Raw genomic sequence first — 21,178 nt, 5'->3', positions numbered from 1 at the left:
CCAGATGGCGGCAATGCCTTTGCTGGTTCCGAGACTCCGGTTCACAATATGCACCGAACCTACAAGCCAGAGACGGGAGAACAGGTGATCTGGACACAACCCAATGGTTTCGGCAGGACCGCAGGTTCAACCCAAGTCTCAGGAGTTGCACCTGCATAATCAGAAAAAACCTCTCCTGGCGGGAGAATCCCAGAGTAATCGCCAGACTGGTCTGGCGAAATTGGATAGGCGTGATCGGTTCGGGAAAATGATGAAAGGCGTGACGACAGCATTGAGACACTGGGCTTTTGAGATGCGGGGGAGCGGAGGAAGGCGAGAGAATGGCAGAAACCGCCCCACGCGAGCAGGTCAAGATTTATCGTCTGGGACGCTGCTCCCGCGCTATTCATAGGTGCAACTCCTGAGCAAGTCGGCAGCGAGGCAGACCCCCACCGCGCCCCTTCACCCCCTCCACGCTTCGTCATCCACCCCGCCTTTTCAGCGCATAGCATGTCAGGCAGATGACCGATCCCGCCGCGCCTCCGAATGACGCTCCAGCCCCGGGCCGCGAGGTCCAGTCCTCGCCGCCGGGCGCTCTCCAGCCCGAACCCGCCGCGCCCGGCACGGTGACCGAGTATCCCGTCGGCTTTACTGGTACGGCGGGCGAGTATTTCCGACTGTGGATCGTGAACATCGCGCTGACCTTCGTGACGCTGGGGCTGTACTTGCCGTGGGCGCGGGTTCGCAACCGGCAGTATTTTTACGGGCACACCTGGGTGGACGGCCAGAACTTCGAGTACCGCGCCAACCCGGCGGCGCTGCTGCGCGGCTACCTGATCGTGGCCGCGCTGTTCGTGGCCTACGCGGTGTCCAGCAATTTCGACTCGACGCAGTGGGTGGCCGCTGCGCTGGCCGTCATGTATGCCGCCGCCTACCCGCTGCTGGTGCGCCAGTCGATGCGCTTCCAGGCGGTCAACACCGTTCACCGGGGACTGCGCTTCCGCTTTCACGGCACCGTGGGCGGGGCATACGTGGCCTACCTGCTGGCGAATTTCGTGGCGGGCATTTCCTTTGGGCTGGCGCTGCCGTGGGCGTGGTCCATGCAGCGGCGCTATCAGGGCGAGGGGTTGGCCTACGGCTCGGCCCGCGCCGCCTTCCGGGGGGATGTCGGTCCCTTTTACCTGATCGGCCTGACCGCGCTGGGGCTGACCATCGCGGGCGGCGTGCTGATCGGCGTGCCGCTGATCGCGCTGGCGGCCTCGCTGCTGGGCAATTTCGATCTGGGCGACATCGATCCGACGAATCTGGCATCCTCCACGCCGTTTCTAGCAGTGGCGCTGACGGGGTACATCGCCGTCCTGGTGCTGTACGTGGTGGCGTGGCAGTACGTGCGTGGCGCGACGATGGCATATGTCCTCAACAACATGGAACTGAGCGGCGTGATCCGCACGCGGGCCACCTTTAGCCCCTGGCGGTTGGTCTGGATCAGCGTGACCAACAGCGCCGCGCGGGTGCTGACGCTGGGGCTGGCCACCCCGTGGGCGGCGGTGCGCCAGAACCGCTACGTGCTGGGCGGCCTGACCGTACGCGCCATCGCCCCGCTGGACGACTTTGCGGCGGGGGTGGGCGGCGAGACCTCGGCGTTCGGCGAGGCGGCCACCGAATTGCTGGACATTCAGGTGGGGTTCTAGCATGACGCGCGACGCCGGTCAGACCGTCTTGCAGGGCGTGTATTTCGATGGCCGCAGCAGCCGCGATCAGGCCGCCACGCTGAGGGTGGACGCACAGACCGCGACGCTGGAGCTGGCGGACGGCTCGGTCCCAGTCCAGAGGTGGCCCGCCCACCTGCTGGGCGTGGAGGCCCCGGTGCCGGGCGTGCGCCGCGCGGTGACGCTGCCGGGCGGGGGCCGTTTCGAGACGCGCGACGACGCGGGCGTCAGCGCCTGGGAGCGCGCCACCGGACGCAACCGCGCCCTGAGTGGCGTGCGCGCCCTGGAATCGCGCTGGTGGGCGGCGCTGGCCGCGCTGGGCGTCTCGCTGGCAGCGCTGGCGCTGTTCGTCGTCTACGGCATTCCGGCAGTGGCACGGCAGGCGGCCTTCGCCACGCCCCGCAGCGTGCTGGCCACCTTTGACCGCGAGACCATCAACTTGCTGCAAAAGGGCGAGTATTTCGGCCCGTCCAGACTGAGCGCGGCGCGGCAGGCCCGGCTCAAGGCCGAGTTCCGGCAGGTGGCGGCCTGGGCGGGCGGCGGCTACCCCTACCGCCTGCTGCTGCGCGACGGCGAACCAGGCGGCCCCAATGGGCTGGGCGCAAAGGGGCTGGGCACAAATGCCTTTGCCCTGCCCGGCGGCACGGTGGTCATGACCGATCAACTGGTGGCCCTGGCCAAAAGTGACCGCGAATTGATGGGCGTGCTGGCCCACGAAACCGGGCACGTGACCAGCCGACACGGCCTGGCAGGCGTGTATCAGGCGCTGGGGCTGACGCTGGTGACCACCGTGATCACCGGCGATATCGTCAGCGCGGGAACATTTGCGGCGGCGGTCCCGGCGGCCCTGCTCAGCGGCGGCTACTCGCGCGCGGCGGAAACCCAGGCGGATCAGGTTTCGGGCCACTACATGCTGGGAACCTACGGCACCACAAAGCCTCTGCAAACCATCCTGGCGCGGCTTGCAAAGGACGATTCGGATGAGTCGGGTGGATCTTCGAAGAAGTCCGGCCCGTCCATCTTTGACCTGCTCAGCACGCATCCGGGAACGCCGGACCGGATCGCCTACCTGAAGAGGATGGAGGCGGAGGGCAAACCCGCGCCGACACGCTAGCCTGCCGTTATGAAGTTCGCCGTCCTGTCCACCAGCCTCGATCCCGAGAGCCGCAGCGCCTGGCTGTGTGCGCTGGCCGCCCGGCAACTGCGCGAGGCCGGACATACGGTCACGCACCTGGACCTGCGCGAGACGCCGCTGCCGCCGTTTGACAACGCTGGCTGTTACGCCCACCCCAACGCAGACCTGTACCACCGCACCATTCTTGAGGCCGACGGTGTGCTGCTGGGCGTTCCCGTCTACAACTGGGGGCTGGGTTCCGGGGCGCGGACGCTGGTGGAACTGACCGGCAGCAGCGACCCGGAGCGCAATCTGCACGGCGCGTGGTTCGATCAGCCCGTCACCTTTCTGGTGTCCGGCGGGCTGGACCACGGGTATCTCAGCCACGGGGCGTTCGCGCTGGGCCTGATGTACGACTTCCGCTGCGTGATCAACCCTCATTTTGTGTACGCCACCTCGGCCCACTGGGACGCGCCACAAGTGGCGGGAGAATGGCTGGCGGGGCGACTGTCCAGAACGGTGGACCGCACGGTTGATCTCTCCGAACGCCTGCGCGGGCGCGACTACCGAAGCGTGTGGGAGATTTGACCTCCGCTTCCCCGGAAAAACCCCGCATCGTGACCGAGCATCCCGACTTCTACCTCGTCCACAAGCCCGCGCTGTGGCTGACGCACCGGGTTCGCAGCGTTGGGGTTCACAGCGGCGGGCGCGTGGAGGTGCCGGACGTGCTGGCCTGGATGCAGCGCGAAACCGGGGAGCCGGACCTCTCGCCGCCGCACCGCCTGGACCGCGAAACCAGCGGCCTGCTGGTCCTGTCGCGCGACACCGACGCCGCGCGGCGCTTTTTTACATTGTTCAAGACGCATCTGGTAGGCAAGACCTACCATGCCATCGTACGCGGCATGCCCGACTGGGAGCGGCGCACGCTGGACGCTCCGCTGGGTGATCTGGGTCTGGGCGCGGCCAACCGGGTGCTGATGCGGCAGGCCGTGGTTCCCAACGGACGCCCCGCCGTGACCGATTTCCGGGTGCTTGAAAAACGGGGCGGACACGCGCTGATCGAGGCGCACCCGCGTTCGGGCCGCCTGCACCAGATCCGGGCGCATCTGTTTCACCTGGGTCTGCCGATGGTGGGCGACAAGATCTACGGCCCGGAGCGCGACGCCTTCGTGGAATTCATCGAAACTGGACAGACCTCCGAACTCACCGCCCGTCTGGGGCTGCCCCGTCAAGCGCTGCACGCCGCTCGAATTGCCTTTCCCTGGGCCGGGGCGCAGATGGTGGCGACGGTGGAACTGCCGGAGGACATGCGCGGGTTCTGGGACAGCCTGGAGACCTGACCTGAAAGTGTGACGCTTCCCGCCTTGCCTTTTCGGCTAATCCGAGTAATCTGATCGGGTATGGGATTTCTCACCTCGGAGCAGGCATGAACGAACGGACGCTGGACCTGCTGGCCCCCGGCGAGAGCGCGCATGTGGTGGGCCTGGACCCGGCGCATCCGCTGCGCCGCCGCCTGCTGGAGCTGGGCTTTGTGCGCGGCGCTCCGGTGATGGTGGTGCGCCGCGCCCCGCTGGGCAATCCGCTGGAAGTCCGTGTCAACGGCACCAATCTGGCCCTGCGCGCTGCCGATCTGCACGGCATTCGGGTGCGGCAGTGAAGCTGACACTGTGACGGCCACTTTGCCTCTGCCCAGCGTGCATGTCCCCGACGAGGCCGCCTGCCTGGCCACCCTGGGCCGCCTGAAGGGGGCCAGCGAACCCAGAGTCGTGGTGGTGGGCAACCCCAACGTGGGCAAGACCACGCTGATCAACGCGGTGGCCGGAACGCGCCTGAAGGTGGGCAACTGGTCCGGCGTGACCATCGAGAAGCGGGAGGCAAAATTGGACTACGCGGGCCGCGCCGTTCACCTGCTGGACCTGCCTGGCGCGTATTCCCTCAGCCCGCACACGCCCGAGGAGCTGATCGCCCGCACCGCCCTGCTGGACGAGGCTCCCGACGCCGTGCTGAACGTGCTGGACGCCGGGAATCTGGAACGCAACCTGTATCTGACCTTGCAACTGCTGGACTTCCGGCTGCCGGTGGCGGTGGCCCTGAATCTGGTGGACGAGGCGAAGAACAAGGGCATGACGGTGGACGCCGCCGCCCTGTCCCGCGCGCTGGGCGTGCCGGTCACGAGACGGTGGCGAGCCGGGGCCAGGGAACCTCGGAGCTGATGGGCGACGTGCTCAAGGGCGCGACGCTGGGCATTGCCGTTCGGTATCCGCCCGCTATCGAGGCGACGGCCAATGACCTGACCACCCGCATGCTGGGGATGCCCACCCTGCCGCCCCACGCGCACCGCTACCTGGCCCTCGCGCTGCTGGAGGGCGATCCCAGCGTGCGCGGACGGCTGGCCGCCACGGGCCACAGCGCCCTTCTGGACGCCGCAGACGCCCACCTGGCCGCGCTGGAAACCGAGGGCGTGGACGCCCTGATCGAGATTGCCGAATCCCGTTACGCCCGCGCGGGCGATCTGGCGCGGCTGGCCGTTCCGCAGGCGCAGGCGCGGCGAACGCTGAGTGAGCGGTTGGACCGGCTGGCGCTGCATCCCGTCCTGGGTATTCCCATCTTCCTGGCCCTGGTGCTGATGGTCTTCCGGCTGACCTTCAGCGTGGCCTCGCCCTTCGTCTCTCTGATCGGCGGCCCGCTTCAGACGATCATCGGCGGCTGGGCGGCGGCGGCCCTCGCGTGGTTCCCGCTGGGCCGCGATCTGGTGGTGGGCGCGATCATTCCGGGGGTGGGCACGGTCCTGAGCTTTCTGCCCACGCTGCTGGTCCTGTACCTCGCCATGAGCTTTCTGGAAGACAGCGGCTACATGGCCCGCGCCGCCTTTTTAATGGACCGCGCCATGCGGAGCATCGGGCTGGATGGGCGCTCCTTTATTCCGCTGATTCTGGGCTTCGGGTGCAATGTTCCAGCCATCTACGCCACCCGCGCGCTGGAGCGGCGCAGTGACCGCGTGCTGGTCAGCATGATCCTGCCGTTCATGAGCTGTTCGGCGCGGCTGCCGGTGTACGTGGTGTTCGCCGCCGCGCTGTTTCCGCGTTCGGGAAGCTGGCTGGTCTGGAGCATGTACGTGCTGGGCATGGCGGTGGCCTTTTTCTTCGCGCTGGTGTTGCGCCGGACTGGCCTGCCCGCCGAGGGCGGCGGCGTGCTGCTGGAGCTGCCGCCGTACCGCTTTCCCGCCTGGAAGGTGCTGTGGAAGCACGCGTGGCGGCGCACCGCCTCGTTTGCCCGCCGCGCCCGCACCACGGTCATGGGCACGGTGGCGGTGGTCTGGCTGCTGCTGGCGCTGCCCGCCGTCTCGGGCCAGAAATTCGCCACGGTGCCGCCGCAGGACAGCCTGTTCGGCACGGTCAGCCGGGCGGTGTCGCCCATTTTCGCGCCGCTGGGGTTTGGCGACTGGCAGGCGACGGGCGCGCTGATTCCCGGCTTTATCGCCAAGGAAGTCGTGGTGGGAACGCTGGGGCAGATCTACCTGGGCGAGATTGCCGCCAATCCCGAGCCGCTGGGCGTGCTGGACGGCCTTCAGCAGACCGTGACCGCCACCTGGGAGACCGTTGCGGCCAGCGTCTCAGCCCTGCCCACGGTGCTGGCCCTGCCCAGCCTGAGCGCCGCCGCCCCCGAGACACAGACCCCGCTGGCGGCGGCGCTGGCAAAGGCATTCACCCCGGCCTCTGCCCTGGCCTATCTGGTGTTCGTGCTGCTGTACACGCCCTGCATTGCCACGGTGGGCGCGCTGGCACAGGAGCATGGGCGGCGGCTGGCCTGGGTGACGGTGGGCTGGCAGATGGCGACCGCATGGGTGGTGGCCTTCGCCGTCTATCAGGTTGCCGTGAGGCTGCTGTAATGGCTCCGCTGGCCGTCATCCTGCGCGCCGTGGCCGGAGAGCCGCGCACGCCCTCCGAGCTGGCCCGTGACCTGGGCAGTTCGGAGGCGGCCCTGAGCGGCATGCTGTGAACCCTGCAAACCGGCGGCTACGTGCAGGAGGCCATGCCTGCCGCCGACGGCTGTTCGTGCGGCCCGTGCGCCCTGAAAAGCATGTGCCGCAACGCGGACGGCGAGGTTGCGCCGCTGGCCCTGCTTAAACTCACTCCAAGGGGCGAGGCCTATCTGGGGCGGGTGAGCGGATAACAGCCCTACCCTTCCGGCCAGATCAGCGCCGGATTATCCGTCTGAGGCCACTTCGCAGACAAGGTTACGCCCCAGCCAGCGCCCACAATTTCCCGCACTGGCACGGTGCCCACGCCGCTGCCGCAGATCCAGGCGCGGGTCACGGTGGGCAGTTCTGAGCAGTGAACCTTGCGCTCTGACCATTCACGGCCTTTCAGAAACGCAGCACGCGTGACGCCCGGCAATCCACCCGCTGGGACTATCAACTGGCCATCAATTTCCAACAATAGCGAGGTGCGGGAGCCGTCCGCCAGCGTGCCATCCGGGCCGACGAGCCAGGCCTCGAAGGCCTCCCCGGCCTGCTGCATGGCGAGGCGATACGGCAGATAATTTCCGGTCTTGTGCGCGGCCAGTTGCGGGTGAACCTGAATGTCGGTCAGGCGCACGCGCACGCCCTCTGACGGACGCGGGCCAGGGGTCAGGGGGCGGTGGAGGCGGAAGGTGCCTTCTGCCTCCACCGTGACGCGCAGCAGGCCCCAGGGCCACGGCTCCAGCGTGGGCAGTTCCCCATCTGGCGCAGGCAACCCCAGGAACGCGCAGGTTCGGCGCAACCGCTCCAGATGCGCGGACCACAGCAGTGGTTCACTCCGGCGCGTGCGGACGGTGGTGAAGGCCGTCATGCCGTGCAACCACGCGGGGCGATCCAGTTTGGGAGGCAGAGGCTTCAAACCTCCAGCACCCGCCCCGCCTTCTGTTGCTTCCACTCGCCACTGAGCCGCAGCCAGTTGCCCAGCAGCACCCGGCCCGCCGGACTCAGGACGCTTTCAGGGTGAAATTGCACGCTCCAGGCGGGTTTTCCAGGCACGGCCACAGCCATAGTTTCGCCGCCTGCACCCGTGGCCGTGATGTATTCCGGCGGCAGCCCGCGCACCACCAGCGAGTGATAACGCCCGAACGCCGCGCCGGGTGGCACGCCTTCAAACAGCCCGTCGCCGCCGTGTTGCACCGCTTCCGGGCGGCCATGCACAGGGTTGGCCCTCTCCACCGTGCCGCCCAGCACCTGCCCCAGCGCCTGATGGCCCAGGCACACGCCCAGCAGCGGCAGGCCCAGGCGCAGGCATTCGCGGGTGAGGGTTAGTGTGGGGCCACTGGTGTCCGGCGTTCCCGGCCCCGGCCCGGTGAGTACGGCGTCCGGGTGGGCGTGCAGGATTTCTGGAACCTCCGCATCCTGCGAAAAGACCGTGACTGCCGCACCCAGCGCCCGAAGGTCATGGACCAGATTCCAGGTGAACGAGTCGCGGTTGTCCAGCAGATGCACCCGCAAACCCTGGCCCGCTGCACCGGGGACAGATGGAGGCGTCCACACGCGGCCCGGCGTGGGCGGTGCGGGCGGCTGGGCAGCACGCCCCGGCACGCCAGAGAGCGCACTCAGCAGCGCTTGGGCCTTGTGAACGGTCTCCTTTGCCTCGTGCTGCGGGTCCGAGTCAATGACGGTGCCGCCGCCTGCGCGGACCTCCACCTCCCAGCCCTCTTCCAGACGGGTGAACGCCGCCGTGCGGATCAGGATATTCAGGTCCACCCGCGCCCCGCCGATGATCCCCACGCTGCCGGTGTACCAGCCGCGCGGTCCCGGCTCGTGGTCCCAGATGGCGGTCATCACCCGCTGTTTGGGTGCGCCCGTGATGGTTCCGCCCGGAAAGGTGGCGGCCAGCACCTCGCGCAGCGTCACGCCGTCTGCCGCCTGACCCCGCACCTCTGAGACCAGATGCATGACGTGGCTGTAGCGTTCCACCAGCATCAGCTCTGGCACATGCACACTGCCCGCCTTTGAAACGCGGCCCAGGTCATGGCGCACCAGGTCCACCAGCATCAGGTGTTCGGCGACTTCCTTGGGATTTGAGCGCAGTTCGGCCTCTAGCGCGGCGTCCTCGGCAGGGGTCTGGCCGCGCCGCCGGGTTCCGGCAATGGGGCGGGCGGAAACCTCGTCTCCGACCCAGTCCACCAGCCGCTCGGGGCTGCACGACACCACCACCTCCTTCCCCATATCCAAAAAGGCCATGAACGGGCTGGGATTCAGCCCCCGCAGCCGCAGGTACGCCGCCAGCGGATCGCCGCCCGCCCGCGCCCTCACCCCCCGCGAGAGGTTAACCTGATAGACCTCCCCGGCCCGGATCAGCTCCTGAATGGCCCGCACGCCCGCCAGATAATCCACGTCGTCCGCACCAAATTTGTCCACGTTCAGCGTCGGAGCTGTAGCCGGGTCAAGGTCCAGCAGTTCCCCCCAGTCCAAATGCGCCTCGCCCACCACTTCCAGCGTTTCAGTCAGGCGGTCCCAGACCAGACCAGATGGATAAAAGCCCCACCATGCCGCCTCGCCGTGCGCTGGGTGCGCCTCTAAATCAAACTCCCGCGCCGCCTCGTATTTCAGGCCGCCCAGCCACGCGGGGAAGGGGGTGTTGCCGCTGGGACGCGCGGGCAAGGTGGACTGAACCTGTGTCGGCCACGCACTCAGAAACGAGTAGCGGCCATAGGGCACGGCTGGCCCCAGCGATTCCAGCAGGGCCACACCCGGCGCATTCGCCCCCCGCAGACGCAGCAGCACGTCGGCAGGAGAGAGATGGGGCAGGGCCGGGGTCACGCCAGAATTGTACGCAGGACGGACCCCCCGCCTCCCGCCCCTTCTTAATCCCCTACAGTTCACCAGGAATTAAATGGTAGACTGCAACACATGTGGGTATCGACGAAAGCTCAGTACGGCCTGCGCGCCATGATCGAGATCGGACGGCAGGGCGGCGACGCCGTTCCCCTCAAGGACGTGTCCGAGCGCCAAGGCCTCAGCCAGCATTACCTGGAGCAGATCGCCAGCAACCTGCGCCGCGCCGGGTTTATCCGCAGCATCCGGGGCGCGCACGGCGGCTACCGGCTGGCCCGCCCGGCGGCAGAGATCAACGCCTACGATGTGGTCACCGCACTGGAAGGCAGCATCGCCCCGGTGCAGTGCGTGGAGGATGACCACACCTGCGAGAGCCAGAACGTCTGCGGCACCCAGGACCTGTGGTTCCGCGTGGATGCCGCCCTGCGCGACGTGCTGGGCAACACCACCCTGGCAGACCTGATCGCCGACAGCGAACGCCAGCAGCACTCGCGGCTGGTGCAGATCGAGGGCAGTTACGGCGGCTCAGCCGTGCCCTAAGGACTGGAGAGCAAACGGGAAAGGCGGGCCGGGAAATTGGTTCCGCCTTTTTCAATTTCAGGGTCGGCGGTGATGCGAGCCAGACCACCGCCTCAACGCCGCCATATGCGTATCCTGTCGGGCGATGTACCGTCGCCTTGCCCGCCCGCTGCTGTTCCGTCTGGACGCCGAAGACGCCCACCACCTGACCCTGAGTGTGCTGGAAGCGGCCTCCAAAGTTCCGGTCTGGCCTGCGCTGGCCCGTGCCGTCACATCGCCTGACGCGGCGCTGGGGCAAACCGTCTTCGGTCAGTCCTATGCCTCGCCCATTGGGCTGGCGGCGGGGCTGGACAAGAACGCGGTGGCGGTCCCCACTTTTGCGGCTCTGGGCTTCGGCTTTCTGGAAGTCGGCACGGTCACGCCCCGGCCCCAGCCAGGAAACGAGCGGCCCCGCCTGTTCCGGCTGCTGGAAGACGAGGCGCTGATCAACCGCATGGGCTTCAACAACGCGGGGGCAGCCGCCCTGCACGCCCGCCTCAGCGCCCTGCCCGCCCAACCTGCGCCTATGTGGGTCAACATCGGCAGGAACAAGGACACGCCCAACGAGGCGGCTGCCGGGGATTATCTAAAATGCGTTCACGCTTTGCAGGACGTGGCCGACGCCTTCGTGATCAACGTCAGCAGCCCCAACACCCCCGGTCTGCGGGCCTTGCAGGCGGCAGACGGTCTGGGCGAACTGGTCCGCGCCGTCCTGGCTGAGGTGGACTCGGGCCGGGTCCGCACCCTGCGCCGCCCGCCGGTGCTGGTCAAGCTGGCCCCAGACCTCCACCCTGCCGACTTCGAGGCCAGCGTGGGAGCCGTGCAGGACGCGGGTGCGCACGGCCTGATCATCAGCAACACGACGCTGGGGCGAGACGGCCTGTTCAGCAAGAAGTCGAGTGAGACGGGTGGCCTGAGCGGACGTCCGCTGACGCAGAAATCCACCGCGCTGATCCGCGAAGCGTACCGTCTGACCGGGGGAGGGTTGCCCATCGTGGGCGTCGGCGGCATTTTCAGCCCCGCCGATGCTTACGCCAAGCTGCGCGCCGGGGCCAGCCTGCTGGAGGTCTACAGCGCCCTGATCTACGAGGGGCCGGGGCTGGTGCGTCGGCTGAGCCGGGGGCTGGCGGACCTGCTGGCCCGCGACGGCGCGGCAAACGTGGCCGAAGTCATCGGCGTGGACGCCCACTAGCCGTGCGGGTCGCCGTTCTGAGTGACGTTCATGGCAACGCCTTTGCGCTAGAGGCGGTGCTGGCAGACATCCGGGCCACCTCACCCGATCTGATCGTCAATCTGGGAGACCAGATCGAGGGCAGCGCCGATCCGGCCCGCGCCGCCGCGTTGCAGGCCGAACTGGGGGCCACCGAGGTGCGCGGCAACAACGAGGAAAAGCTGTGGCCGGGCGGACGGCGCGCAAAAATCTCATTGGAGATCGGCGCGTGGCTGGCCACCCAGATGGACGCCGCCACCCTGGAGCGCCTCGCCGCCCTGCCGCTGACCGCCCGCGTGCTGGACGGACGACTGTTCGCCTGCCACGGCACGCCGCAGAGCGCCTGGGAGATGCTGCTGTGGCACTGGGAAAATGAGCCGGAGCGGGGGCATGGAGCGGGATACTACCGCGCCCGTGACCCGCGCGATCTGCGCGCAATGATTGAACCCCTGAACGCTGAAGTCGTGCTGTGCGGCCACACCCACCGGCCCGGCGCAACCCGCGTGGGCGACACGCTGGTGGTCAACAGCGGCTCGGTCAGCGATCAGGTGGACGGCGATCCGCGCGCCCGCTGGACGCTGCTGGAGGAACGCGGCGGGCGCTGGACAGCAGACTTCCGCGCCGTCGCCTACGACATCGAGGCCGCCGTGCGCTGGTCCGGGGCGTACTCCCCCTTCGGCGAATTCGAGGCTATGCTGATGCGAAGCGGCGAGATGGTGGGGCGCGGCGGCTAGCGCTGAGGCAGGACATCGAACGACGCGCGCAGACGCCGGAACGCCTCGACGCTCAGGCCCAGGGCCGCCGCCTGCGCTTCCTCTGCCCCTGGATCAGCCGCCACCCGGATGGTCAGGCGGTGACGCTGGATATGCTCGATCAGGCTATCCGCAGGCCCAAAAGTCAGGCCGGGCAATTCGAACTTCATGGATCAGGATATATCTCTGGAAGCCAGAGAAACAGCCGTCCAGATGGCTTATCAGAGGCCACCTGGACAGCTTTAAAGACTGTCGCCCTGCGCTCAGATCACGAATTCGCCCGCCCGCATCATCGGCTCGCGGCTGCCGTCCTTCATGACGCCGTCCACGTCCATCTCGCCGCTGCCGATCATCCAATCCACATGGGTCAGGCTGTCGTTGCCGCCCCTCGCGTTAAAATCCTGCACATTCATATCCACGCCGCCCTTCACGTTGCCCCGGTAGGCGCTGCCGATGGCGATGTGGCTGGCGGCGTTCTCGTCATACAAGGTATTCATGAACAGCAGGCCGGATCTGGAGATCGGGCTGCTGTGCGGCACCAGGGCCACCTCGCCCAGACGGTGGCTGCCCTCGTCGGTGTCGATCATCTTCTCCAGGGTGGCCTGTCCCTTGCTGGCGGTGGCCCCCGTGATACGCCCGTCCTTGAACTCGATGCGGATGCCGTCCAGCAGCGTGCCGTTGTACGACAGCGGCTTGGTGCTGACCACCACGCCGTCCACACGCCCCCGATGCGGGGCAGTCCAGACTTCCTCAGTGGGAATATTGGCGGTAAAGGTGATGCCGCCGGGGGTATCCGCCGCCCCGCCGCCCCACAGGTGGTCATCGGCCAGGCCCACCGTCAGATCGGTCTCGCCGCCCCTGAAATGGAGGGCGGAATATTGCTTGGCGTTCAGCACCTCACGGCGGCGCTTGAGGTTCGCCAGGTGTTCCTGCTACGCCTTCACGGGATCAGGCTGGTCGGCGCGGGTGGCGGCAAAGATGGCGTCCCACTGTTTTTCCACCGCCTCTTCAGCAGTCGCGTCGGGGAACATCAATTCCGCCCAGGCGGGAATCGGGGCGCTGATCAGATTCCAGTTGAGGCGGTTGGTCATCACCTGCTCGGTGTAGGGCTTGCGGTAGGCGGCCAGCGCCTTCTGATGCGTCGCCACCCGCGCGGCGTCCACCCCGCCCAGCAGATTGGGATTGGTGGCGCGGATGGCGATGACCGCGCCGCCCGCCCCCGCCGTCTCGGTCTCGGCGTCCACCCGCCACTGGCTGAGGGTCTCGAAGGTGCCGTCCGGGGCCAGCTCGAAGCGGGCCAGCACCACGTCGTCGTCCCAGCGCACGTCCACGAAGGACGCACCCGCCGCATAGGCCTCGCGCACCACGGCGCGGGCCAGGGGGGCGGTATCCACCGGGGCCTGCACCAGCACGCGCTGACCCGCCCACAGGCCCAAGCCGACGCGGACGGCCAGCCGCGCGTAATTCTGCAATTTCTCCTCGAATGTCAGACTCATGGGGGGAGGATAACGCGCAGTCAACGCGGAGCCGGGAGGTTAAGGGAGAAATGAAAAAAGCTCCCACGCGGGGAGCCTCTTTTAAGTCTGGCGTGCTTAGACGGCCAGCACCTGACGGCCATCGTAATAGCCGCAACTGGGGCAGATGTGGTGCGAGAGCTTCTTGGCGTGACAGTGGGGGCACTCGGACAGGTTGGGGGCGCTTAGCGCGTGGTGGCTGCGGCGCATGTCGCGCTTGCTTTTGCTGGTCTTCTTCTTGGGGACGGGATGTTTAGCCATGTCGTGATTCTCCTCTTGCCACCGTGACTTTTAGCGCTGTGGCTTGTGCCGCTGGGGCGCACTCGGCCCGCCGCTGGACGCGGGGAAGGCAACAGGCGGGAGTATAGCACGGCTCAGGGTTTGGGCCAGCGGTGGGCGAGGGTCGGCCTGGATGCGCCTGGATGCGCCTAGCTGCACAGGGCGCTTGCAGCAAACCGCTCAGTCAGCTTCGCGGCCAGCAGACCGGACCGCCCGCTCGGCTGCGTCGGCCAGCGCTTGCAGGCTGGCCGTCTCCGCCACCACCACGCGCGCAAACCCCGCCTCGCGGGCAGCGTCGGCGGTCTGCGGCCCCATTGCGGCGACGGGCATCTCCAGCGGATTGAAGTTCTCGTCGGCCAGCTTCGCCAGATGCCGGGCGGCGCTGCCGGAGGCCAGGGTCAGGACGGCGGCGTTCTTCAGGCGCTCCAGCCTGTTCTCGTCGGGCGCGGCGGCCTCCGTGCGGTACAGTTCGGCCCGCGTGTAGCCGATGCCGCGCGCCTCCAGACCCTTTTGCAACTCGTCCTCGGCCAGTTGGGAGGTCAGGTGCAGGGCAGCCTCTCCCGCACTGGCAGGCAACTCCGCGCCCAGATGGCGTGCGCCGGGGGTAGACGGCACGAAATCGGCGCGCAAACCGCGTTCCGCCAGACTGCGGGCGGTGCTGGGGCCGACGGCGGCGAGCTTGCACCTTGCCAGCGCACGGGCATCTAGCCCGGCATTTTCCAGCAGCGAGAACAGCGCCGTCACCGCCTGGTTGCTGGTCAGCAGCAGCCAGCCCGTGAAGTCGCGCAGGGACTTCAGGACCGCCTCTCCCCCATCCGTGGCCGCCTCGAAGCGGATCAGCGGCACCTCCAGCACGTCCGCGCCGCGCGCCCGCAGCACGTCACTGAGGGCGCTGGAGCCATCGCGGGTGCGGGTCACGGCCACCGTCTTGCCACTCAGGGGACCGCCAAACGTGGGCGTGTTGTCAAACCAGCGCAGGGTATCTCGCAGCTTGACCACCTCGCCCACCACGGTCACGGCGGGAGCTTCGAGTCCAGCGTCCCTGACTGCCTGGGCGATGGTTGCCAGCGTTCCCACGGCCACGCGTTGCTGGTGGGTGCTGCCCCACTGCACGGTGGCGGCGGGGGTCTGTGGATCACGTCCAGCGGCGATCAGCTCGTCAGCAATGGTGCCCAGATTCCGCACGCCCATTAAAAGCAGCAGGGTGTCCACGCCCGACAACCGCTCGTAATGCGCGCCGCCCTCGCGGGTGTTGCCAGTCAGCACGGCAAACGAGCGGGCCACGTCGCGGTGGGTGACCGGAATCCCGGCATAGGCGGGGGCGGCGATGGCGCTGGTCACGCCGGGAACGATCTCGAAGGGAACGCCCGCATGCACGCACGCCTCGGCCTCCTCGCCGCCGCGCCCGAAGACGAAGACATCCCCGCCCTTCAGGCGGGCCACGCGCTGGCCGCCATTTTCCTGCGCCGCCTTCACGATCAGCGCATTGATCTGCTCCTGGGTGATGTACTCGGAAAAACCCTTCTTGCCCACGTAGACGGTGCGGGCACCCGGGCACCAGTGCAGCAGTTCGGGGTTGGCGAGGTAGTCGAACAGCACCACATCGGCGTGCTGGAGGGCGTGCTGGCCGCGCAGGGTCAGCAGTCCGGGATCGCCCGGCCCGGCCCCGATCAGCGAGACGAAGGCGCGGGAAGAGTTAGAAGCCTGAGTCATGCTGCCTAAGCTAGCGGGCGGAGGCGGGGACAAATGCGGGGCGCTACGCTGGCGGGATGAATATAGACATTCTGACCCGGCTGGCCCACGCGGAGGCGGCGGCGCACAGGCGTTACGGACGCACGGGCGAGACGGCACAGTTTGGTCCGCTGGTGGCCGTCCACGCCGGGCCAAATCTGCCTGTGGATACGGCGTGGCACGACGGCACGCGCCCGCCCACCGCCGGGGAGCTGAACGCGTTTGAGGCGTTCAGCGTCCAGCACGATCAGCCTGCCACACTGCATCTGCTCTCGGCCTTCGCGTCTCCGGTGCTGCCGCTGCTGAAAGAACGTGGCTACGAGCTGGATTACCTGCTGCACGCTTACATTCACGACCTGACGAACTTGCCCGAGCAACCTCCAACTCAAATTCGGTCAGAAGGGGCCGAGGCCTGGGCTGTCCTGGCCGCGCGGGCCTTTGGGCCAGGAACAGAGGAAATCATGGCCGTTGTGGCGAACGCCCCCGGAACGCAGCTTTTCGTGGCAGACATGGACGCCGCGCCCGCCGCCACCGCCGCCCTGAGCATCACGGAGGGCGTCGCCGCCTTTCACGGCACCGCCACGCTGCCAGAGTTCCAGGGGCGGGGCCTGCAAACCGCGCTGCTGGCTGACCGCTTGAATGTCGCCGCACAGGCCGGGGCAGACCTCGCCAGCGTGTTCGTCACGCCGGGGACGGGCAGCGAGCGCAACGTGGAGCGGGCCGGGTTCAGGCTGGTGGGCGCGCGGCTGACGCTGACGCGGCGGCCCCACCTTCAGCCCGACGCCCTGGCGAGCACGGCCAGTCCAGATGATGCGCCGCCGTGTCGTGCAGCCCGGCAAAGCGCAGATGACGCTGACAGATGAACCACAGCTCATCCTGGTCATTGGGCAGGATGAAGTACGCGTCCGAGGTTTCCGAGGGGTTGTAGACACCCACCACACGGTAGGCCCGGCTTTCCAAGAAGCCGCTTTGCAAGGGGCGTGGCACCGGGGCGCGCGGGCCATCAAGCTCCACGATCCGCACGAACATCTGGGGATGAAAGGCGAGCATGCCTCACGGTGCGGTGGCGCTGGGCGCACCACCGGGCCATAGGCCACAAGTTTAAGGAAGGGCCAAAGCGGACTCCGATCAAAAAGTGCTGAACATCCGAGCCGAGTGCTACGGAGAGATACGGGTTCCGGGCGCGCAGTGCATCAACCGGTGCACTTCCAATTCATGCACGGAACAGACAGAATCCGTATCAGACCAGTGAAAGCTGCCGCAATACATCCAGCAACGCGAGGCGCAGCCGGGCTGCCTGTGTGGCCCGTACCTCGTCGGGAAGCCGCACCCGGCGCGCGGAATACAGCCCGCCACCCTGCCAGCGCGGGAAAACATGCAAATGAAAGTGCCATACATCCTGATTTCCGGCAGGTTCGTTGTGCTGACGGGTGCTCGTGCCCTGGCAATCTCTGATGGCTTTAAGGGCTAGCGCCATCCGGCGGGCCAGAGCATGAATCCGGGCAGCGAGGTGATCAGGCAAATCGTAAATATTCTCGATATGGGCCAGCGGAACGATCAGCACATGCCCTGGGTAGTTAGCACCGAACGCGCCGGGAAATGGCCCGGCAGCCACGAAAGCCAGCACCAGATCATCCCGGTAGATAAGGTCTGCCGGACGGCTCCAGACCTGCTCACCTACGATTCCCCCGGCCAGCAGGCAGAACGGACACACGTATCCCCCAGGCGCGTGTGTCATTGCAGTCCCAACCACAACAGCTCCAGCGCCTCGCCGTCCACCGGGCCAAGTGGGGCGGGTAAGTCATCCAGAGCAAAAAATCTCAGCTCCGTGCCTTCCTCGCCGTCTGGCACAGGCTCCCCATCCCACTCGCGCACCACGTAGACCGCCACCACCTGATAGAACTCGTCGCCATTGGGGAGTTTCTGGTAGGTCTGTGGCCCGCTGATGACGGTCAGAAATTGCGGGTCAATCGGCGTGAGCCTTGCCTCCTCCCACAGTTCGCGGCGCAGTGTTTCGGGCAGCTCCTCGCCCAGTTCCGCGATGCCGCCCAGGGTTCCCCAGCCGCCGGTATCGGTGCGGCGTTGCAGCAGGACTTCGTTTGCGGCATTCAGCACCAGCGCACACACGCCCACCCAGTTGACGGGCGCGTGACCGATCAGCGCCCGCAGATCACGGACGTAATTCACGCCAGCCACTCCTGAGCTTTGCGGCCCAGGCGGTTCAACGGGGGCAAATCGCCAAGAGAGAAGAACCGCGCCTCCGCGATTTCCACGCCGTCCGGCACAGGCGTTCCGCTCCATTCGGTCACGCGGAACAGGGCGGTGTAGCTGTAAAACTGATCGCCGTTCGCCACCTGTGCGAGTTGTTCGGGGCTGAGCATTTCCAGCAGCTCCACCGCGCCGATGCTCAGCCCCGTTTCTTCCGACGCCTCGCGCCTGAGCGTGTCTGCCAGGGCCTCGCCCAGTTCGCTGATGCCCGTGACCAGGCCCCAGGAATCCGCCCCCACCCGCCGCAGCAACAGCAACTCGCCGTTTCCATTGACGATGACGCCCGCCGCGCCAACGAAATTGACGGGCCGCGTGCCAACCATCAGCCGAAGATCACCGACATAGTCAAGTGTACTCACCTGAGTATCTTACACATCCATTCCATTCGCTATCCGTACCGCGTCGCGCACCGCCGCGCAGACGGCTTCCTGCACCAGTGCGCCCAGCAGCAGGGGATCGGCGGGCAGTTTGGTGCAACTGCTGAGCATGAAGGCGGCGTCACCGTCCCAGTAGGTATGGCTGGGGTGAATCACGCGGCCCAGCGCGGTCTGCGCGGCGTCGGCCAGGCGGCGGCAATCGGCCTTGCTCAGGCTGTGTTCGGTGACAACAGCAATTAAAGTGGTGTTCTCCACGTCACCTGGGATAAACGAGACCGCTCCCGGCCCCGTTCCCGGCCCAGCCAGTACGCCGCCGTGTTCGTCCAGCACGTCGCCAATCGGATTGACCACCGCCAATGCGCCCACGGTCAAGCCGTACCGCGCCAGCATCACGCTGCCCAGGCCGCCGGGAACCGCGCCCTGACCGCCCAGGTATTTGCCCGCCGTGGTTCCGGTTCCTGCGCCCACACGCCCACGCAGGACGGGACGGGAAGAGGCCGACCGCGCCGCCGCCTCACCCTCCCTCTCGCCGGGCCGGGCCAGGGGATCGCCCACGCCCAGGTCATAGACCACCGCCGCCGGAACAATCGGCACCCGCGCCCACGGCGTTTCATGGCCCACGCCGCGCTCCTCCAGCACACGCACCACGCCGCTTGCCGCCGCCAGACCAAAGGCGCTGCCCCCTGTCAGCAGCAGAGCATGAATGCGCTCCACCTTCTTGTCGGGGGACAGCAGCACGCCCTCCCGCGTCCCCGGACTTGGCCCCAGGAAGGAGGCGGAGGCCACCGCGCCCGCATCCGGGCAAAGGATCACGGTGCAGCCGGTCATGCCCACAGCATCGGTCCAGTGGCCGACGCGAAAGCCGGGGATGGCAGTCAGGGTAGTGTTGGTCATGGGGTGGGACGCGCGGTGAACAGTTTCGGACCCCTCGGTTCCCTGAACCTCAGACCTCCACTCACCCCACCGCCTCCTCATACGCCCCGATCTGCCGCCGGATCACGTCCAGGCTGCCTTCCCAGAAGTCGGAGGCGTGCAGATCGATGCCAAAACGGGCCGCCAGGGTCAGGGGGTCCGCGCGTCCGGTGGAGGCCAGCAACTCGTCGTAACGGGTCTGGAACTCGGCCTGGGTTCCGGCCTCGCGCGCCGCCACATATTGCGCGTACAGGCCCAGGCCGAACAGCAGGCCAAAGGTGTATGGGTAGTTATAGAACGCCAGGCTGTAATAGTGCGGCTTGACCGCCCACATATACGGGTGCAGCGTATCCAGCGCATCGCCGTAGGTCTCGCGCTGCGCCCAGGTCATCAGGTCATTGAACTCGTTCGGGTTGAGGTCACCCCCCTCCCGGCGCTCAAAGACCGCCCGCTCGAACAGGAAGCGGCTGTGGATGTCCACCACCACCTGCGCGTGGCCCATCAGGCTGGTTTCTAGCACGGACAGGCGTTCCGGCCCCGTCGCGCCCTCCAGCGCGGCGTTTTGCACCACCGTTTCGCAGAAGATGGAGGCGGTCTCGGCCAGGGTCATGGGCGTCTCGCGTTGCAGGGGTTCAAGGGCAGCCAGGCGGGCGTTGTGGTAGCCGTGGCCCAGTTCGTGCGCCAGGGTGGACACGCTGTCCAGGCTGGGGGCATGGTTCATCAGAATGCGGCTCTTACCCCGCGTCCAGCGCATGCAAAACGCCCCGCTGCGTTTGCCCTCGCGCGGGCCAGCGTCCACCCACTCGCCCTCAAAGGCCTCGGCGGCAAAGTTGCCCAACTGGGCGGAATAGCCTCGGAATTGCCGCTGCACAAATTCCGTTCCCGCGCCGTACGTCCACTCAGTTTCAGAACTGCCCACCGGGGCCAGGATGTCCCACCAGTCCAGCTTTGGCTTGCCCAACGCCCGCGCCTTGGCGGCGAAGTAACGCCGGAAATTGGGAAAGGAGCGCACCACCGCGCCCTGCATGGCATCCAGCGTCTGGCGGTCAATGCCGTGGGTCAGCAGGCTGGGGGCCACCGCGTCCGCGAAGCCGCGCCGCCGGGCCAGGGTGCCTTCCTCGCCCTTGACGCCGTTCAGGGCGGCGGCGAAAACCACCTCCGAGGATTTCCAGGCGGCGATCTCGGCCTCGAAAGCGTCGCGGCGCACCGCCTCGTCCGCGTCGCTGGCGAGGGCGCGCAGGGCGGTCACGGGCAAGCGCTGGCCCCGGAACTCGCCCTTAAGCTGGCTGCTGACATTCCCAGCCAGCTTGGACCAGCCCCCGGCTCCGCTGGGACGCAGACGGGCGGCCAGGTCTTCTTCAGGCGGGGACATCTGGTAGTGGGCGAGCTGCACGGCGCGGCGCAGAAAGTGCTCGTGGCTCCGGGCGGTCTCGGAATCGGCCAACAGACTGGACAGTTGCGCGTCGCTCAGCCCCCCCAGCCACGCGGTCAGCCGCGAGCGCAGCGGCCCCAGCGGCAGCGTCAGGGTGGTGAAGGCGGCCATGCGGCTCTGGGCCAGCCCATCGCGGCTGTCGGTGGTGAAAAAGGCGTTCAGGTACGCCCCGATGGGGGCGGAGTGCGTACTCAGGGTGTTCATGGCGTCCAGCACACGTTCCAGGGTCTTGGGAGTGGCGGCGGGGCCGTCCTTGCGGATCTCCAAGTCGTCGAGGAGCGTTTCAAGGGCTGCGATTTCGGCGCGCAGCCCCTCCAGATCCTGCTCCAGCTTGGGGTCAGACAGGCTGGCGTACAGGTCATCGGTGCGCCAGCGGGGCATCTCCGGGACATTCGCGGTGGAAGTCATGGTCCCAGTTTAGAGCGCAAAAAATCCCTTCAGGCCACGCTCCACTTGATCGATTCAGTCACCCACGGCGACGCGGTTCACACTTCGCTGGCACCCACCCAGAAAGTGCTACTTTAAGGGAACCATTAAC

At 67.3% G+C, this 21,178-nt stretch carries 23 protein-coding genes and 1 pseudogene; 13 read left to right on the top strand and 11 right to left on the bottom strand.

The genetic code is table 11. From position 1 onward, the window contains the following. Positions 1-500: 500 nt before the first annotated feature. The 9 genes from Q322_RS0101545 (at position 501) to Q322_RS24345 (ending at position 6,975) form a co-directional block, all read left to right on the top strand. Positions 501-1,670 carry a YjgN family protein gene (locus Q322_RS0101545; RefSeq protein WP_029475252.1) on the top strand — a complete coding sequence of 390 codons (1,170 nt, stop codon included), beginning with the start codon at positions 501-503 and terminating at the stop codon, positions 1,668-1,670. Between the two features lies 1 nt (position 1,671). After that, entirely contained in the window at positions 1,672-2,802 is a 1,131-nt protein-coding gene (locus Q322_RS0101540; protein WP_029475250.1) for a M48 family metallopeptidase, read from the top strand. 9 nt (positions 2,803-2,811) lie between these two features. After that, entirely contained in the window at positions 2,812-3,390 is a 579-nt protein-coding gene (locus Q322_RS0101535; protein WP_029475248.1) for an NADPH-dependent FMN reductase, read from the top strand. Next, complete coding sequence (locus Q322_RS0101530; protein WP_029475246.1) at positions 3,387-4,142, top strand: RluA family pseudouridine synthase; 756 nt, start codon at positions 3,387-3,389, stop codon at positions 4,140-4,142. Before Q322_RS0101535 ends, Q322_RS0101530 begins: the two co-directional genes overlap by 4 nt. 86 nt (positions 4,143-4,228) lie before the next feature. Beyond that, a complete protein-coding gene (locus Q322_RS0101525; RefSeq protein ID WP_029475244.1) occupies positions 4,229-4,459 on the top strand; it encodes a FeoA family protein in 231 nt (76 codons plus the stop codon). 10 nt (positions 4,460-4,469) lie between these two features. Further along, on the top strand, positions 4,470-5,015 hold the full coding sequence (locus tag Q322_RS24355; protein ID WP_245593099.1) for a FeoB small GTPase domain-containing protein: 546 nt from the start codon (positions 4,470-4,472) through the stop codon (positions 5,013-5,015). Next, complete coding sequence (gene feoB, locus Q322_RS20480; RefSeq protein WP_245593098.1) at positions 5,015-6,691, top strand: ferrous iron transport protein B; 1,677 nt, start codon at positions 5,015-5,017, stop codon at positions 6,689-6,691. Before Q322_RS24355 ends, feoB begins: the two co-directional genes overlap by 1 nt. Next, on the top strand, positions 6,691-6,801 hold the full coding sequence (locus tag Q322_RS24350; protein WP_245593097.1) for a transcriptional regulator: 111 nt from the start codon (positions 6,691-6,693) through the stop codon (positions 6,799-6,801). Before feoB ends, Q322_RS24350 begins: the two co-directional genes overlap by 1 nt. 33 nt (positions 6,802-6,834) lie before the next feature. Beyond that, positions 6,835-6,975 carry a hypothetical protein gene (locus Q322_RS24345; RefSeq protein ID WP_245593096.1) on the top strand — a complete coding sequence of 47 codons (141 nt, stop codon included), beginning with the start codon at positions 6,835-6,837 and terminating at the stop codon, positions 6,973-6,975. A 5-nt stretch (positions 6,976-6,980) separates the two neighbouring features. Here Q322_RS24345 and Q322_RS0101510 read toward each other — a convergent pair whose 3' ends face one another. Further along, a complete protein-coding gene (locus Q322_RS0101510) occupies positions 6,981-7,682 on the bottom strand; it encodes an aminotransferase class IV (RefSeq protein ID WP_029475242.1) in 702 nt (233 codons plus the stop codon). Continuing rightward, entirely contained in the window at positions 7,679-9,592 is a 1,914-nt protein-coding gene (locus tag Q322_RS0101505; protein ID WP_051667979.1) for a chorismate-binding protein, read from the bottom strand. Before Q322_RS0101505 ends, Q322_RS0101510 begins: the two co-directional genes overlap by 4 nt. 90 nt (positions 9,593-9,682) lie before the next feature. On the opposite strand from Q322_RS0101505, the gene Q322_RS0101500 reads away from it, so the two are divergent. The 3 genes from Q322_RS0101500 to Q322_RS0101490 all read left to right on the top strand — a co-directional run bounded on the left by Q322_RS0101500 (position 9,683) and on the right by Q322_RS0101490 (position 12,109). After that, positions 9,683-10,147, top strand: coding sequence for an Rrf2 family transcriptional regulator (locus Q322_RS0101500; RefSeq protein WP_029475238.1), 465 nt, complete (start codon positions 9,683-9,685; stop codon positions 10,145-10,147). 124 nt (positions 10,148-10,271) lie between these two features. Next, entirely contained in the window at positions 10,272-11,357 is a 1,086-nt protein-coding gene (locus Q322_RS0101495) for a quinone-dependent dihydroorotate dehydrogenase (protein WP_029475236.1), read from the top strand. Between the two features lie 2 nt (positions 11,358-11,359). Further along, complete coding sequence (locus Q322_RS0101490) at positions 11,360-12,109, top strand: metallophosphoesterase family protein (protein ID WP_029475234.1); 750 nt, start codon at positions 11,360-11,362, stop codon at positions 12,107-12,109. Here Q322_RS0101490 and Q322_RS0101485 read toward each other — a convergent pair. From Q322_RS0101485 to cobA, 4 genes and pseudogenes are all read right to left on the bottom strand, one after another. Continuing rightward, positions 12,106-12,297 carry a hypothetical protein gene (locus Q322_RS0101485; RefSeq protein WP_029475232.1) on the bottom strand — a complete coding sequence of 64 codons (192 nt, stop codon included), beginning with the start codon at positions 12,295-12,297 and terminating at the stop codon, positions 12,106-12,108. The genes Q322_RS0101490 and Q322_RS0101485 overlap by 4 nt on opposite strands. A 93-nt stretch (positions 12,298-12,390) precedes the next feature. Continuing rightward, positions 12,391-13,623 (bottom strand): annotated as a pseudogene (locus tag Q322_RS20470) (aminopeptidase). Between the two features lie 96 nt (positions 13,624-13,719). Next, complete coding sequence (rpmF, locus tag Q322_RS0101475) at positions 13,720-13,902, bottom strand: 50S ribosomal protein L32 (RefSeq protein ID WP_029475230.1); 183 nt, start codon at positions 13,900-13,902, stop codon at positions 13,720-13,722. Positions 13,903-14,100: 198 nt separating this feature from the next. Next, the gene (cobA, locus tag Q322_RS0101470; protein WP_029475228.1) at positions 14,101-15,633 is read right to left on the bottom strand and encodes a uroporphyrinogen-III C-methyltransferase; all 1,533 of its coding nucleotides are present in this window, start codon (positions 15,631-15,633) and stop codon (positions 14,101-14,103) included. Between the two features lie 56 nt (positions 15,634-15,689). Here cobA and Q322_RS0101465 point away from each other — a divergent pair, with 56 nt between their 5' ends. Continuing rightward, positions 15,690-16,514 (top strand): GNAT family N-acetyltransferase, encoded by an 825-nt coding sequence (locus Q322_RS0101465; RefSeq protein WP_156952818.1) that lies wholly within the window; start codon positions 15,690-15,692, stop codon positions 16,512-16,514. Positions 16,515-16,891: 377 nt separating this feature from the next. Here Q322_RS0101465 and Q322_RS0101460 read toward each other — a convergent pair whose 3' ends face one another. The 5 genes from Q322_RS0101460 to Q322_RS0101440 all read right to left on the bottom strand — a co-directional run bounded on the left by Q322_RS0101460 (position 16,892) and on the right by Q322_RS0101440 (position 21,048). Continuing rightward, positions 16,892-17,365, bottom strand: a complete 474-nt coding sequence (locus tag Q322_RS0101460) for an HIT family protein (RefSeq protein ID WP_245593095.1) — start codon at positions 17,363-17,365, stop codon at positions 16,892-16,894. Between the two features lie 20 nt (positions 17,366-17,385). Continuing rightward, positions 17,386-17,838 carry an NUDIX hydrolase gene (locus Q322_RS0101455; protein ID WP_029475222.1) on the bottom strand — a complete coding sequence of 151 codons (453 nt, stop codon included), beginning with the start codon at positions 17,836-17,838 and terminating at the stop codon, positions 17,386-17,388. After that, positions 17,835-18,278: an NUDIX hydrolase gene (locus tag Q322_RS0101450; protein ID WP_029475221.1), complete on the bottom strand. Its 444-nt coding sequence runs from the start codon at positions 18,276-18,278 to the stop codon at positions 17,835-17,837. Before Q322_RS0101450 ends, Q322_RS0101455 begins: the two co-directional genes overlap by 4 nt. A gap of 9 nt (positions 18,279-18,287) precedes the next feature. Further along, on the bottom strand, positions 18,288-19,190 hold the full coding sequence (locus Q322_RS0101445; protein WP_029475217.1) for a P1 family peptidase: 903 nt from the start codon (positions 19,188-19,190) through the stop codon (positions 18,288-18,290). A gap of 61 nt (positions 19,191-19,251) precedes the next feature. Next, positions 19,252-21,048: a M3 family oligoendopeptidase gene (locus Q322_RS0101440; RefSeq protein ID WP_029475215.1), complete on the bottom strand. Its 1,797-nt coding sequence runs from the start codon at positions 21,046-21,048 to the stop codon at positions 19,252-19,254. Positions 21,049-21,178 lie beyond the last annotated feature (130 nt).

The organism is Deinococcus frigens DSM 12807, from assembly GCF_000701425.1.
GTDB classification, from domain to species: domain Bacteria; phylum Deinococcota; class Deinococci; order Deinococcales; family Deinococcaceae; genus Deinococcus; species Deinococcus frigens.
The sequence above is the reverse complement of the archived record's forward strand: the minus strand, read 5'-3'. Positions and strand labels throughout refer to the sequence as shown.